The 13,015-nt window shown below is 67.0% G+C and carries 10 protein-coding genes; 8 read left to right on the top strand and 2 right to left on the bottom strand.

Features of this window, described 5'->3' with window-relative positions; all coding sequences use genetic code 11:
• Nucleotides 1–95 precede the first annotated feature (95 nt).
• Nucleotides 96–1,505, bottom strand: a complete 1,410-nt coding sequence (locus tag AC06DU_RS03850) for an aminotransferase-like domain-containing protein (protein ID WP_478203620.1) — start codon at nt 1,503–1,505, stop codon at nt 96–98.
• A gap of 128 nt (nt 1,506–1,633) precedes the next feature.
• Here AC06DU_RS03850 and AC06DU_RS03855 point away from each other — a divergent pair, with 128 nt between their 5' ends.
• Both AC06DU_RS03855 and AC06DU_RS03860 read left to right on the top strand, forming a co-directional pair.
• Nucleotides 1,634–2,425, top strand: coding sequence for a PhzF family phenazine biosynthesis protein (locus tag AC06DU_RS03855; protein ID WP_478203622.1), 792 nt, complete (start codon nt 1,634–1,636; stop codon nt 2,423–2,425).
• Nucleotides 2,422–3,348, top strand: coding sequence for a DMT family transporter (locus AC06DU_RS03860; protein WP_478203624.1), 927 nt, complete (start codon nt 2,422–2,424; stop codon nt 3,346–3,348). The genes AC06DU_RS03855 and AC06DU_RS03860 overlap by 4 nt, the downstream gene beginning before the upstream one ends.
• Nucleotides 3,349–3,388: 40 nt before the next feature.
• On the opposite strand, the gene AC06DU_RS03865 is transcribed toward AC06DU_RS03860, so the two are convergent.
• A complete protein-coding gene (locus tag AC06DU_RS03865) occupies nt 3,389–3,727 on the bottom strand; it encodes a hypothetical protein (protein WP_478203625.1) in 339 nt (112 codons plus the stop codon).
• A 1,208-nt stretch (nt 3,728–4,935) separates the two neighbouring features.
• On the opposite strand from AC06DU_RS03865, the gene AC06DU_RS03870 reads away from it, so the two are divergent.
• The 6 genes from AC06DU_RS03870 to AC06DU_RS03895 all read left to right on the top strand — a co-directional run bounded on the left by AC06DU_RS03870 (nt 4,936) and on the right by AC06DU_RS03895 (nt 13,010).
• Entirely contained in the window at nt 4,936–5,028 is a 93-nt protein-coding gene (locus tag AC06DU_RS03870) for a potassium-transporting ATPase subunit F (RefSeq protein ID WP_006452907.1), read from the top strand.
• 15 nt (nt 5,029–5,043) lie between these two features.
• Nucleotides 5,044–6,858 (top strand): potassium-transporting ATPase subunit KdpA, encoded by a 1,815-nt coding sequence (gene kdpA, locus AC06DU_RS03875; RefSeq protein WP_478203626.1) that lies wholly within the window; start codon nt 5,044–5,046, stop codon nt 6,856–6,858.
• A gap of 11 nt (nt 6,859–6,869) precedes the next feature.
• A complete protein-coding gene (kdpB, locus tag AC06DU_RS03880; protein WP_039515790.1) occupies nt 6,870–8,918 on the top strand; it encodes a potassium-transporting ATPase subunit KdpB in 2,049 nt (682 codons plus the stop codon).
• A gap of 3 nt (nt 8,919–8,921) precedes the next feature.
• A complete protein-coding gene (gene kdpC / locus AC06DU_RS03885) occupies nt 8,922–9,575 on the top strand; it encodes a potassium-transporting ATPase subunit KdpC (protein ID WP_478203628.1) in 654 nt (217 codons plus the stop codon).
• Nucleotides 9,576–9,643: 68 nt separating this feature from the next.
• Nucleotides 9,644–12,304 carry a DUF4118 domain-containing protein gene (locus tag AC06DU_RS03890; protein WP_478203630.1) on the top strand — a complete coding sequence of 887 codons (2,661 nt, stop codon included), beginning with the start codon at nt 9,644–9,646 and terminating at the stop codon, nt 12,302–12,304.
• Nucleotides 12,294–13,010, top strand: coding sequence for a response regulator (locus AC06DU_RS03895; RefSeq protein ID WP_016903095.1), 717 nt, complete (start codon nt 12,294–12,296; stop codon nt 13,008–13,010). Before AC06DU_RS03890 ends, AC06DU_RS03895 begins: the two co-directional genes overlap by 11 nt.
• Nucleotides 13,011–13,015: the final 5 nt, after the last annotated feature.

Raw genomic sequence — 13,015 nt, forward strand, 5'->3', positions numbered from 1 at the left:
GCGCAAGCAGCCTTTTCGCATCTGAAGTCTGCGTCGACCAGCTGCGTCACATCATTATCTTGTCGGCTATCGCCATTGCCACAAACCAAGAACGGCTAACGCACTACCTGTGCCGCAAGCTTGCCCAATCGGCGCATCGCGCGCTCCAGCGTGTCGCTCCATGGCTGGCCGCAGGTCAGCCGCAGGTGATCTGCGTAGTCGCCACGGCTGGAGTACAGATGACCGGGCGAGGTGCCGATGCGTTCTGCCAGCGCGGCCTCGAACACGGCCTGGCCGCTACCGCCGTCGGGCAATTGCAGCCATAGCGATAACCCGCCTGCCGGGTCGCCCACGCGCGTGCCTTCCGGCCAATGCCGCACGATGGCATCGCGCAGCCGCTGCCCGTTGTCGGCCAGGGTGCGGCGTAGCTTGCGCAGATGCCGTTCCAGATCGTGTTGCGTCAGGTAGTCGGCCAGTGCCAGTTGCGGCAGGCTGGCGCTGCCGACGGTGGAAAAGTACTTGGCACGCACCAGGGCGTCGGTCCAGTCGCCACCCAGCAACCACCCCACCCGCAGGCCGGGCGAGAGCACCTTGGAGAACGAGCCGCAGGTGATCACGTTGGCATGCGTATCGAAATGGCGCAGCGGACGTGGACGTTGCCCCGACCAATCCAGTTCGCCGTAGATATCGTCTTCGATCACCACGGTGCCATGGCGTGCGCAGCTGTCGAGCAATGCGCGCTTGGCGCTGTCGGGCGTGAGGCTGCCGCTTGGATTGTTGAAGTTGGGAATCAGCACTGCCGCACGCACCGGCGTGCGCTGCAACAGCGTATCCAGACGCGCGATATCGATACCCTGGCCGGGACGGTTGGGTACCTCCAGCACCTTCAGGCGCAGTGCCGCCACCGCCTGCAGGATGCCGTGATACGTGGGCGTTTCCACCAGCACCACATCGCCTGGTGCGGTGAGCGTGCGCAGCGCCAGGCTGATCGCCTCCATCGCGCCGGCGGTGATGACCACCTCTTCTGCGTCGACGGTGGTTGCGCAGTGTGCATAACGTTGTGCGATCTGGCGGCGCAGTGCGGCGTGCCCTTGCGGCGGTGCGTAATCCAACGCCGCCGTACGCTGGCGACGCAGCTGCCGCGACAGGGCCGCGGCCAGTTGCGCGGTGGGCAATAACGCAGGCGCGGGGGTGGCAGTGTGCAGCGGCACCAGGTCGGTACGCGCCAAGGTGTCGAGCACGCGCTGCAAGGCCGGGTTGTCGACCAAGCCCGGTTTGCGCCGACGTGTGACGGGTGCTGCGGCCGGCAATGCAGGCGTCGTACTGCGCACGAAGTAGCCTGAGCGCGGGCGCGCTTGCACGCGCCCTTCGCGTTCCAGTTGCAGGCAGGCCTGCACGGCGGTGGCGGTGCTGATGCCATGGTTGGCGGCCAGTTGCCGGATCGAGGGCAGGCGCTCGCCGGCACGCAGGGTGCCGCCTTCGATCTGCTGCCGCAGCTGCGTGGCCAGCGATTCGTACAGCAGCATCTGCGGGCGCCTTCCATCTGTATCGGTCAATTTGCAGCGTATCTGAATCTGTGATGGTCGGGTAGCGCGTTGCAGACTGGCCGTGCCCGGTGAGTACGCCAGGTATCTTCCCTTGTGTGAGGTTGGCCGTGCTGCTTCCTGTGTTTATCGTCGATGCGTTCACCACGCTGCGTTTCAAGGGCAATCCGGCAGCCGTGGTGCCGTTGCAGGCCTGGTTGCCGGAGCCGGTGATGCAGGCCATCGCCAGCGAACACAATCTTTCGGAGACCGGCTTCTTCGTTCGCGACGACAGTGGCGTATTCGACATCCGCTGGTTTTCTCCGCTCAAGGAGGTCGGCTTCTGCGGGCATGCGACCTTGGCCAGCGCGTTCGTGATCGCGACGCACCAGCTGGCGGCGTTTCCACTACGCTTGCGTGCGCCGGCTGTCGGTGAGATCGCCGTTGCCAGGATGGATGAGCGCAGCTTCGAGCTGCGCTTTCCCAACCAGGAGCCGTCGCTGCTGCAAGTAGTGCCGCACGCGTTGTCTGAGTCGTTATCGATCGCGCCCCACGCTGTCTATGCGAACGTGCAGGCGTATATCGCCGTCTACGCCGACCAAGCACAGGTGCGTGCGGTGACGCCGGATCTGGGCCGGATGCTGGCGCTAGCGCCGCGCGATGTGGCGGTCACCGCACCAGGCCTTGAGCATGATTTTGTTTCCCGCTACTTCTGGCCCTGCAACGGCGGTAGCGAAGATCCGGTTACCGGATCGATTCATGCCGCGCTTGCGCCGTTATGGGCGCAGCGGCTGGGCAAGACGCAACTCACCGCGCTGCAGGCCTCCGCGCGTGGCGGCGAACTGCAGTGCCGGGTCGAGCCGCGGCATGTCTACGTGCGCGGCAGCGCTGTCCAGTATCTGCAGGGAACCATTGCGCTATGAACACTCCCCTACCTGTGCATGCAGTATCGGCCGGCGCTGGGCGACGGGCGGTCTGGCAATTGCTGGTTGCCGAAGTCCTGATCGGTTCGGTCGGCGTATTCGTCCACGAAAGCGGGCAGGATCCGGTGACGGCGGTGTTCTATCGCTGCCTGTTCGGGGCGCTGTTTCTTACCCTATGCGGCTTGGTCGGTGGACAGCTACGAGGGCTGTGGCGCGAGCGTGCGCTGTTGCGCGATGCCATCGTCAGCGGTGTGCTGCTGGTGTTGAATTGGGCGGCGTTGTTCGCCGGCATGGCGCGCTCGTCGATCGGCGTGGCGACCATGGTCTACCACGTGTTTCCGTTCGTGATGTTGCTGCTGGCCGCGCTGGTGCAAGGCGAGCGCACGCGGCGTGCCGATCTGGGCTGGACGTTGCTGGCATTCGTCGGCGTGGCCTGCTCGGCAAATCCGGCGCGGTTGTGGCAGGCGGCCGACCGTGGCTATCTGATCGGCATTGCACTCACGCTGCTGGCGGCGCTGCTATGCGGTGCGTCGCTGCTGATGTCGCGCCGTATCAGCCGCGAGCGGCCGTTGGCAGTGGTGACGGTGCAATGCTGGGTCGGCACGTTCCTGCTGGCCGGGTTTTCCAGCAGTGCGGCGTTGCATCCGGGTGTGCACTGGCTGTGGCTGGCGGGCCTGGGCGTGATCCACAGCGGTATCGTCTATGTGCTGTTCTATTCGTCCTATCGCCATCTGCATGTGGCCACGATTGCGGTGCTGGCGTTCGTGTATCCGCTGGTGACGCTACTGCTGGACTATCTGCTCTATGGCCACGCATTGGTGCCGGTGCAGTGGCTGGGCCTGGCGCTGATCGTGGTGGGCACACTGGCGGTGAATCTGAAATGGCGCTGGCCGCGGCGTGTGGCAGACAGCGCACCGGCCTGAGCAAAGTGCCGCCGCGTCGTGCACGCGGCGGCCGTGGAACTCAACGCACGTCGCGCAGTTCCCAGTGGTGCCCGGCCAGGGCCTGCATGCGCTGCTTGAGCAGGTCGCCGGGGATACTGGTGGTGGCGACCAGGTCCACACGCAGATCGCCCTGCTTGCCGGTAACCGTGGCCGATGGATCGTTCACGCCCAGGCTGGGGTCCACCGCGTCCGGGTCGGCCTGCAGCTGGCGCCAGCGATCGAACCAGGCCGGATCACGCAAGGCGGCCTGCAACTGTTCGGCAAAGGCCTCGGCACCATGGGCACTAAAGCTCACGCTCGCATCGCCGCCGCGGGCGAGCTTGGGGTCGGGCAGGCTGATCGAGTAGCTGACAGGCATGTGCAAGGACTCTGATGGATGACGCCGGTACGTTAGTGCAGCGGCGGTGATCGCTCCGTCGACAGGTGGGGACACGTGGGGAGCCTCCAGCTGCGGCGTCACGCTTGTTTTTGCGAGCGGAGCGGGCGCTGTGCGCTCGCCTCGCCAGGTCTTGACTGCCTCTGGAGAACGAGGATGCAACTCGGAGATCCGGTTGTCTTTGTGTCTTAGGACATTAGGGGAGTAGGTGGCGCGGATAGGTCTGCTGTAGAGCGGTTGATCTGCGGCTTTTTGCAGGGCCCTTGCCCGCCCACCCTCGCAGGACACGTCGCAAGTACGTCCGTGTAGGCTCTTACGCGGCATCCATGCCGCGTAAGGTCCCGCGACGGTGAGCGGGCAAGTACCAGTCGAAATGGTCGGTGTGCATGGTGTTCAACGAACCAGCCTGCAACCGTGCGGTGTCTTCGCCGCGCCCTCGACGCTGTGAGCTTGCTGCAGGGCCCTTGCCCGCCCACCATCGCAGGACACGCCGCAAGTACGTCCCTGTAGGCTCTTACGCGGCATCCATGCCGCGTAAGGTCCCGCGACGGTGGGCGGGCAAGGACCAGTCCAGATAGTCGGTGTGCACGGGCGAGCAGGGCGTGGCATGCAGTTTTTGCAGCATGGCTAATCAGTTGCCAAGACGAGCCGAGCAGTTAGCAGGCTTTCAATGAAGCAACCTCAAAACGTCCTGGTGCGGTGACCTTGCCGGTTCCGGGACCCTTGGCGGCATGGATGCCGCCAAGGAGCCTCCATGGACGGATCTACGGCGTGTCGCGGAAGTGGTGAGGGCACCGCGCCCTCGACCAACGAGGCTTTGCTCCGACCTCATAACGCACTGACTCAAAACCTGGTCGTCCTGAGTTGGGACTAGAGGCCGAAGTTGCCCGGAAACGACTGCATAGCGCGGAGACGTGACTGCAGACCGTCGCCATACAGCATTTATGCGGAATTTACGCGGCGGCTGTTGCAGGTCCATAGCGACTTTACGCAGCCCGGGAAGACACTGCGCGGGTTGGCGGAGCGGTTCCGCCGTGGACGATCCCGATGCATCCCTTGACCTGTCTGCTCCATCGCCGCTACGCGCGCGGTGCGGCAGCTCTTTGCCTTGTCGGCCTGCAGACGCTGCATGCGCCGTCGCCTATCGCATCCATCGCGCCGCGTTGCGCGCGTCTCGGGGAGTAGCCGACATGCCTGCCTGGTTGTCCCTGTTGTGCGGCGTGGCCGTACTCGTTGCCGCCGCGTACCTGTTGTACGTGGTCCTGCGCCCCGAAGACTTCTGATGCGAGTGCGCTCCAATGATTGAAACTCTCCTTGTCTACGCGCTGGCCATCGTGCTGGCCTGGCCCCTGGGCCGCTACCTGGCAGCGGTGATGCGCGGCGCCCCGATGCGTGGCGACGTGCTGTTCGGCTGGATCGAACGGCCGTTGTATGCGTTACTCGGTACCCGCCCGCAGCAGGGGATGTCGTGGCGTGGGTATGCGGTAGCGTTCCTGCTCAGCAACCTGGTTGTCGGCCTGCTTACCTGGGCAGTGTTCATGACCCAGGCGTGGCTGCCGTTCAACCCGGACGCCATCCCGAACATGCGCTGGGACACCGCGCTGCACACTATGGTGTCGTTCGTCACCAACACCAATCAGCAGCACTACTCGGGCCAGGCGCAGTTGTCGTATCTGGCGCAGATGACCGGCATCGTCGGCCTACAGGTGGTCACGCCGATGATGGGCCTGGCATTGGCGGTGGCGACCTTGCGCGCATTATTCGGGGGGCGGGCGGTCGCAACTGTGTTCGATGCCTCGCCGGCATCCAATTCGACGGCCAGCGCCAAGCCACGGGTGGCCGGGCTGGAGGAGCCGGAGATCGTCATGCCACGCCCGGGGCGGCAGCAGTCGGCTGCCGGATTGGAGGCGTTGCCGGAGGCAGACGTCGGCAATTACTGGGCGGATGTGATCCGCGCCAGCGTGCGTGTGTTGCTGCCGCTGTGCCTGCTGTGGACCGTGCTGCTCGGCTGGCAGGGCGTGCCCTCCACGCTGCAGGGTGCGGCCACTGCCGCACCGCTGGACAGCAGCGCCGGCATGTCCAAGCAGACCATTCCGGTCGGGCCGGTTGCCGCGATGGTCGCGGTCAAGCAGCTCGGCACCAACGGTGGCGGCTGGTACGGCCCCAACAGTTCGGTGGCGCTGGAAAATCCCACGCCGCTGAGCAACCTGCTGGAGACCTTGGCACTGGTGCTGTTGCCGATGAGCGTGGTGTTCATGGTCGGCTATCTGACCGGGCGCAAGCGCCTCACCGCGCTGGTGTTCGGCACCATGCTGACGATGTCGGTCGCATCCACCGCGCTGTTGCTGTGGTCCGAAGCGCATTCGTCCAGCGCCAGCTCGGCTGCCTTGATGGAAGGCAAGGAGGTGCGTGTCGGCGCAGATGCGTCTGCGTTGTGGGCGGCCTTGACCACGCAGACCTCCAACGGCTCGGTCAATGCGATGCACGATTCGCTGGCGCCGTTGAGTGGCCTGGTCACGCTGGTGGACATGCTGATCAACGCGATCTGGGGCGGCATCGGCTGCGGCCTGCAGCAGTTCGTGGTGTATCTGCTGCTGAGCGTGTTCCTGGCCGGTTTGATGACCGGGCGCACGCCGGAGTTGTTCGGCCGCAAGATCGAAGCGCGCGAGGTGCAGTTGCTTGCGCTGCTGATCCTGCTGCAGCCATTGGTGGTGCTGGGCTTCACCGCAGTGGCGCTGGCGGTGCCGGCATTTACCGCCAATTCCAATCCCGGCTTCCACGGCATCAGCCAGGTGTTCTACGAGTACACCTCGGCCTTTGCCAACAACGGGTCGGGTTTCGAAGGCCTGGGCGATGCGACGTACTGGTGGAACCTGAGTTGCTCGGCGGTGCTGGCATTGGGCCGCTATCCCGCGCTGATCCTGCCGCTGATGGTGGCCGCGCGCATGGCAGTGAAGCGGCGCGCGCCGGAATCGGCCGGCAGCCTGCGGGTCGAAACGCCAACCTTCGCGCTGACCCTGATGGCGATCGTGCTGGTGCTCACCGTGCTGCAGTTCATGCCGGCACTGGTGCTGGGTCCTATCGCTGAACACCTCGCCCTGGCGGCGTCCTGAGAGCTTGAGCAATGTCTACGATCGATACGACTGAAAAACGCGCGCGCGGTGACGCGGCGTTGTTCGACGCCGCCGTGCTGGTGGCGGCGATGCGCGCGGCCTTCCTCAAGTTGGCGCCGCGGCATCTGCTGCGCAGCCCGGTGATGGCGGTGGTGATGGGCGGCACGCTGCTGGCGGCGGTGATCACCGCCAGCGGGTATGGCAATGCCGGGTTTGGCTGGGCGGTGACGGCGATCCTGTTCGTCACCGTGCTGTTCGGCAATTTCGCCGAGGCCATCGCCGAGGCGCGCGGGCGTGGGCAGGCCGCATCGTTGCGCCGTGCGCGCAAGGATCTGGTCGCCCGCCGGGTGGAAACCGCACTTGGCGGCCGCGAGACCCGCGTGCCGGCGGCAGAGCTGCGCCCGGGCGACTACGTGATGGTGTCCGAAGGCGAATTCGTCCCGGCCGATGGCGAGATCGTGCGCGGCGTTGCAACGATCAATGAAGCGGCGGTCACCGGCGAATCGGCACCGGTACTGCGCGAGGCCGGCACCGATCGCAGTGGCGTGATCGGCGGAACGCGGGTGCTCTCCGACGAGATCGTGTTCAAGGTCACCGCCGAGCCGGGGCATAGTTTCCTGGATCGCATGATCGCCTTGGTGGAAGGCGCCAACCGGCAGAAGACGCCGAACGAAATTGCGCTCACCTTGTTGCTGGCGGCGATGACGCTGACCTTCCTGATCGTGGTGGCCTCGCTGCCGGCGATCGCCGGCTTCGTCGGGGTCACGCTGGACCCGCTGTTGCTGATCGCGCTGCTGGTGTGCCTGATCCCGACCACCATCGGCGGGCTGTTGCCGGCGATCGGCATCGCCGGCATGAACCGCGCGCTGTCTGCCAATGTGCTGGCCAAATCCGGCAAGGCGGTGGAAGTGGCCGGCGACGTGGACGTGCTGTTGCTCGACAAGACCGGCACCATCACCTACGGCGACCGGCAGGCCACCGCGTTCCATCCGCTGGCCGGTATCGACCGTGCGCAGCTGCGCGATGCGGCAATGCTGGCCTCGCTGGCCGACCCGACGCCGGAAGGCAAATCCATCGTCAAGCTGGCACGCCAGCAGGGCGCGGTGGCGGTCGAGCCGGAGGGCGCGCATTTCATCGGCTTCACCGCGCAGACCCGCATGTCTGGCGTGGATCTGGCCGGGCGCAGCATCCGCAAGGGTGCCGGCGATGCGATCGTGGCCTATGTGCAGGCGCAGGGCGCCACGGTGTCGCCGGAGTTGAACGGCCGCATCGAAGAAGTCGCGCGCGGCGGCGCCACCCCGCTGGTGGTGGCCGAAGGCCGGCATGTGCTGGGCGTGGTCGAGCTGAGCGATGTGGTCAAGCAAGGCATCAAGGAAAAGTTCGCGCAGCTGCGTGCGATGGGCATCAAGACGGTGATGATCACCGGCGACAACCCGCTCACGGCCGCCGCGATTGCCGCCGAAGCCGGCGTGGACGACTACATCGCCCAGGCGCGCCCGGAAGACAAGCTGGCCCGCATCCGCGCCGAGCAGGCCGGCGGGCGGCTGGTGGCGATGGTCGGCGACGGCACCAACGATGCGCCGGCGCTTGCCCAGGCCGACGTGGGCCTAGCGATGAACTCCGGCACGCAGGCGGCCAAGGAGGCCGGCAACATGGTCGATCTGGATTCGGATCCGGCCAAACTGCTGGCGGTGGTCGAAGTGGGCAAGCAGCAGCTGATCACGCGCGGTGCGTTGACCACGTTCTCGTTGGCCAACGATGTGTCCAAGTACTTCGCGATCCTGCCGGCGCTGTTTGCCGCGGCGATTCCGTCGATGGCCGCGCTCAACGTGATGCAGTTGTCCAACCCGCGGCATGCGGTGCTGGCGGCGTTGATCTTCAATGCGCTGATCATCCCGGCATTGATTCCGCTGGCGTTGCGCGGCGTGCGCTTTCGCCCGTCCAGCGCCACGGCCCTGCTGCGCCGGAACATGCTGATGTACGGCGTGGGTGGCGTGTTGCTGCCGTTTGCCGCCATCAAGTTGATCGACCTGGCGCTTGTCGCCACTTTGGGGAACTGAGTCATGACGATTTCTTCGAAAACCGGTACGTCCACGGCGCAGCCATTGCGTGACGACGGCGCCCTGCGCGGGGCGGTGATGCTGGCGTTGTTCATCCTGCTGGGCCTGGGCCTGAGCTATTCGCTGGTCGCCACCGGCATCACCGGTGCGCTGTTCCCCGCGCAGGCGCACGGCTCGTTGCTGCGCGATGACACGCGTGTGGTCGGCTCGGCCCTGGTGGCGCAGCCGTTTGCCAATGCGCGCTATTTCCAGCCACGCCCCTCGGCGGCCAAGTACGACCCAAGCGCGGCGGCCGGCAGCAACCAGGCGCGCTCCAATCCCGACCTGCAGAGCCGCATCGCCGCCACGCGCGCCGAGGTGGCTGCACGCGACGGCATCGCACCGGAGGCGGTCCCCGCCGAGCTGGTCACCCAATCCGGCAGTGGCCTGGATCCACACCTGAGCCCGGCCGGCGCCCAGGTCCAGGTGCGCCGCGTCGCCGCCGCGCGCGGCTGGCCGGAACAGCGCGTGGCTGCGCTGGTACGGGCCGCCACCGAACAGCCACAGTTCGGCCTGCTCGGGCAGCCGCGGGTGAATGTGCTGGCACTGAACCTGGTGCTGGATCGCGCGGGGAATGGGGAGTCGGGAATCGGGAATGGGGCCAAGCAACAGCACTAGAGCTGTCAGCTCGCGGTAGGCTGCACCAATCCCCAATCCCCAATCCCGCTTCCCCAATCCCGGCCTCCATGATTGACGCCCGCACCCAACAAGCCGACGCGCTGATCGGCGAACTGCAGCGCGAACATGGCGGGCGCCTGACCGTGTTTCTGGGCGCAGCGCCCGGGGTGGGCAAGACCTACGCCATGCTGTCGCGGGCGCGCGAGCGCCTGCGCCAGGGCATGGACGTGGTGGCCGGGGTGGTGGAAACCCATGGCCGCAGCGAAACCGCGGCACTGCTGGACGGCCTGCCACTGCTGCCGCGCACCCGCATCAACTACCAGGGCCGGGAGCTGGAAGAACTCGACCTGGACGCGTTGTTGGCGCGCAAGCCGAAGCTGGCGCTGATCGACGAGCTGGCCCATCGCAACGTGCCGGGTAGCCGGCACGAACGGCGCTGGCAGGACATCGTGGAACTGCTCGATGCCGGCATCGATGTCTACACCACAGTCAACATCCAGCACCTGGAAAGCCTCAACGACATCGTGCTGCGCATCACCGGTGTGCGCGTGTCCGAAACCGTGCCCGATGCGGTGTTCGACCGCCTGCGCGACATCGTGCTGGTGGACCTGCCGCCGCGCGAACTGATCGAACGCCTGCAGCAGGGCAAGGTGTATCTGCCCGAGCAGGCGACACAGGCCTTGCAGGCGTTCTTTTCGCCTTCCAACCTCACCGCGCTGCGCGAGCTGGCGATGCAGACCGCGGCCGACCGCGTCGACAGCGACCTGCGCGACACCCAGGCCGCACGCGGTTTGCCAGGCACTGCCGCCTTGCGTCGCCGCGTGGTGGTGGCCATCGATGGGCGTGGCAGCTCGGATTATCTGGTGCGGGTGGCGCGGCGGTTGTCCGAACGACGCGATGCACCGTGGACGGTGGTCACCGTGCAGACGCGCACCGTGGCCGACGCCGCCTGGCAGCTGGAGATCGACCGCGCCTTCGCACTGACACGCCGCCTGGGGGGCGATACCGCGCTGCTGCACGGCGCCAACGTCGCCGAGGCGTTGCTGGATTTCGCCGCGCAAAACGGCGTGTCCACGCTGGTGCTGGGGCGCACGCGCGAACGCCCGCTGGCGCGCATGTTCAACCGCACACTGACCCAGCAACTGCTGCAGCGTGGCGCGCATTACGAACTGGTCATCGTCAGTTCCGCGGACGCGCGCGCACGCGCACGCCAGCGTTGGCGCAATCCGCGCCAGTGGCTGCAGCGTTACGACCTGGCCTTCGCGGCGATCGCCGCCGCCGCCGCGGTCGCGGTGGCGTGGGTGATCCAGCGCTGGACCGACATCGACGACCTGTCGATGGTGTTCATCGTCGCGGTGGTGCTGGTGGCCTCGCGCACGCGCATGGCTGCCGCGGTGATCGCCGCGCTGCTGAGTTTTGTCGCCTACAACTTCTTCTTCATCGAACCGCGCTTCACCCTGCACATCAGCGCGCGCCAGGGCGTGGTGACGGTATGCCTGTTCCTGATCGCCGCCCTGGTCGCCGGCCGCCTGGCCTCGCGCCTGCGCAGCCAGGTGCTGGCCTTGCGCGCTGCCAATGCGCATGCCAATGCGCTGCAGACGCTGGCCCGCGAGCTCAGCACCGCCGCCGATCTGGGGCAGGTGCTGGAAGCCGGCCGTCGCGCGCTGGCCACGGCCCTGGATGCCGAGGCCTGGTTGCGCCTGGAGCAGCGCGAAAGCGATGCGCCGGCCAGCTTCGGTGCACTCGATCGCAGCGCGGCGGACTGGACCCAGCGCCACGGTCAACCGGCCGGCCGCTTCACCGACACGCTGGCCGGCGCGCAGTGGTGGTGTCTGCCGGTGCGGCACGAACGCGGCAGCCTGGGGGTGGCCGCGCTGCGCTTTCGTCAGAGCGTGCAGCGGCCCGGCCTGGAGGAGCGTCGGCTGGCCGAAGCGATGGTGGAGGACATCGGCCAGGCGGCGCTGCGCACGCGCCTGGTCGCCGATCTGGAAGGCGCGCGTGTCAGTGGCGAAACCGAGCGCCTGCGCTCGGCATTGCTGTCCTCGGTCTCGCACGATCTGCGCTCGCCGCTGGCCTCGATGATCGGCTCGGCCAGCAGCCTGGCCAGCTACGGCGATGCAATGGACGCGCAGGACCGCCACAGTCTGCTCGATACCATCCAGCTCGAAGGCGAGCGGCTGGATCGCTACATCCAGAACCTGCTCGACATGACCCGGCTCGGCCACACCGGGCTGACCTTGAAGCGCGACTGGATTGGTGTGGACGAGCTGATCGGCTCGGCCACGCGGCGGCTGCAGCGCTACCAGCCGGCGGTGCGCCTGCAACTGGATCTGGCCGCCGACCTGCCGGCGATCTGGGTGCACCCGGCACTGGTGGAACAGGCCATCTTCAACGTGCTGGAGAATGCGGCGAACTTTTCGCCAGCCGGTGTGGCCGTGACCGTGCAGGCACGGCTGCAGGCCGGCGCGCTGCAGATCGATATCGGCGACCAGGGTCCCGGCATTCCCGAGGACGAGCGCGCGCGCATTTTCGACATGTTCTACAGCGTGGAGCGTGGCGACCGCGGCCGTCACGGCACCGGGCTGGGCCTGACCATCTGCCAGGGCATGATCGGCGCGCATGGCGGCAGCGTGGAGGCGCTGGCCGGCGCCGATGGTCACGGCACCACGATCCGCATTACGCTGCCGTTGCTCGTTCCCGCCGCGCCACCTCGCCCCGATGCCGACTGACCCCACTGCCATCCCGCCTGCCCGCGTGCTGATCGTCGACGACGAGCCGCAGATCCGCCGCTTTCTCGACATCAGCCTGCGTGCGCAGGGCTACCGCGTGCTGCAGGCCGGCACCGCCGAGGAAGGCCTGGCCACGCTGGCCGGGCAGGGCGCCGAACTGGTGGTGCTGGACATCGGCCTGCCCGATCGCGACGGCCACGAGGTGCTGCGCGAGATCCGCCAGTGGTCCAACGTGCCGGTGATCATGCTCACCGTGCGCGCCGGCGAAACCGAAAAGGTCGCCGCGCTCGATGCCGGCGCCAACGACTACGTCACCAAACCGTTCGGCGTGCAGGAACTGATGGCGCGCATCCGCGCGCTGCTGCGCCAGGCCGGCGCCGGCAGCACGGTGGAAGAGAGCGTGTTCGACGACGGCCGCCTGCACATCCACCTGGGCCTGCGCGAGGTCACCCTCGATGGCGAAGCGGTGCCCTTGAGCCGCAAGGAATACGCCTTGCTCGCGCTGCTGCTCAAGCACGCCGGCCGCGTGGTCACCCAGCCGCAACTGCTGCGCGAGGTGTGGGGCCCCACCCACGAGGAAGATACCCATTACCTGCGCATCCTGGTCGGCAAGCTGCGCCAGAAACTGCACGACGATGCCGCCGACCCGCATTACATCGTCACCGAACCGGGCGTGGGTTTGCGCTTTATCGGGGTGACGCGCTGAGGCGA

It is taken from the genome of Xanthomonas sp. NCPPB 3200 (genome assembly GCF_056393585.1).

Coding starts and splice junctions, on each gene's coding strand:
- AC06DU_RS03860 (WP_478203624.1), top strand. CDS start 2,422: ATGAACACTCCCCTACCTGTGCATGCAGTATCGGCCGGCGCTGGGCGA.
- AC06DU_RS03895 (WP_016903095.1), top strand. CDS start 12,294: ATGCCGACTGACCCCACTGCCATCCCGCCTGCCCGCGTGCTGATCGTC.
- AC06DU_RS03865 (WP_478203625.1), bottom strand. CDS start 3,727: ATGCCTGTCAGCTACTCGATCAGCCTGCCCGACCCCAAGCTCGCCCGC.
- AC06DU_RS03850 (WP_478203620.1), bottom strand. CDS start 1,505: ATGCTGCTGTACGAATCGCTGGCCACGCAGCTGCGGCAGCAGATCGAA.
- kdpB (WP_039515790.1), top strand. CDS start 6,870: ATGTCTACGATCGATACGACTGAAAAACGCGCGCGCGGTGACGCGGCG.
- kdpC (WP_478203628.1), top strand. CDS start 8,922: ATGACGATTTCTTCGAAAACCGGTACGTCCACGGCGCAGCCATTGCGT.
- AC06DU_RS03870 (WP_006452907.1), top strand. CDS start 4,936: ATGCCTGCCTGGTTGTCCCTGTTGTGCGGCGTGGCCGTACTCGTTGCC.
- AC06DU_RS03890 (WP_478203630.1), top strand. CDS start 9,644: ATGATTGACGCCCGCACCCAACAAGCCGACGCGCTGATCGGCGAACTG.
- kdpA (WP_478203626.1), top strand. CDS start 5,044: ATGATTGAAACTCTCCTTGTCTACGCGCTGGCCATCGTGCTGGCCTGG.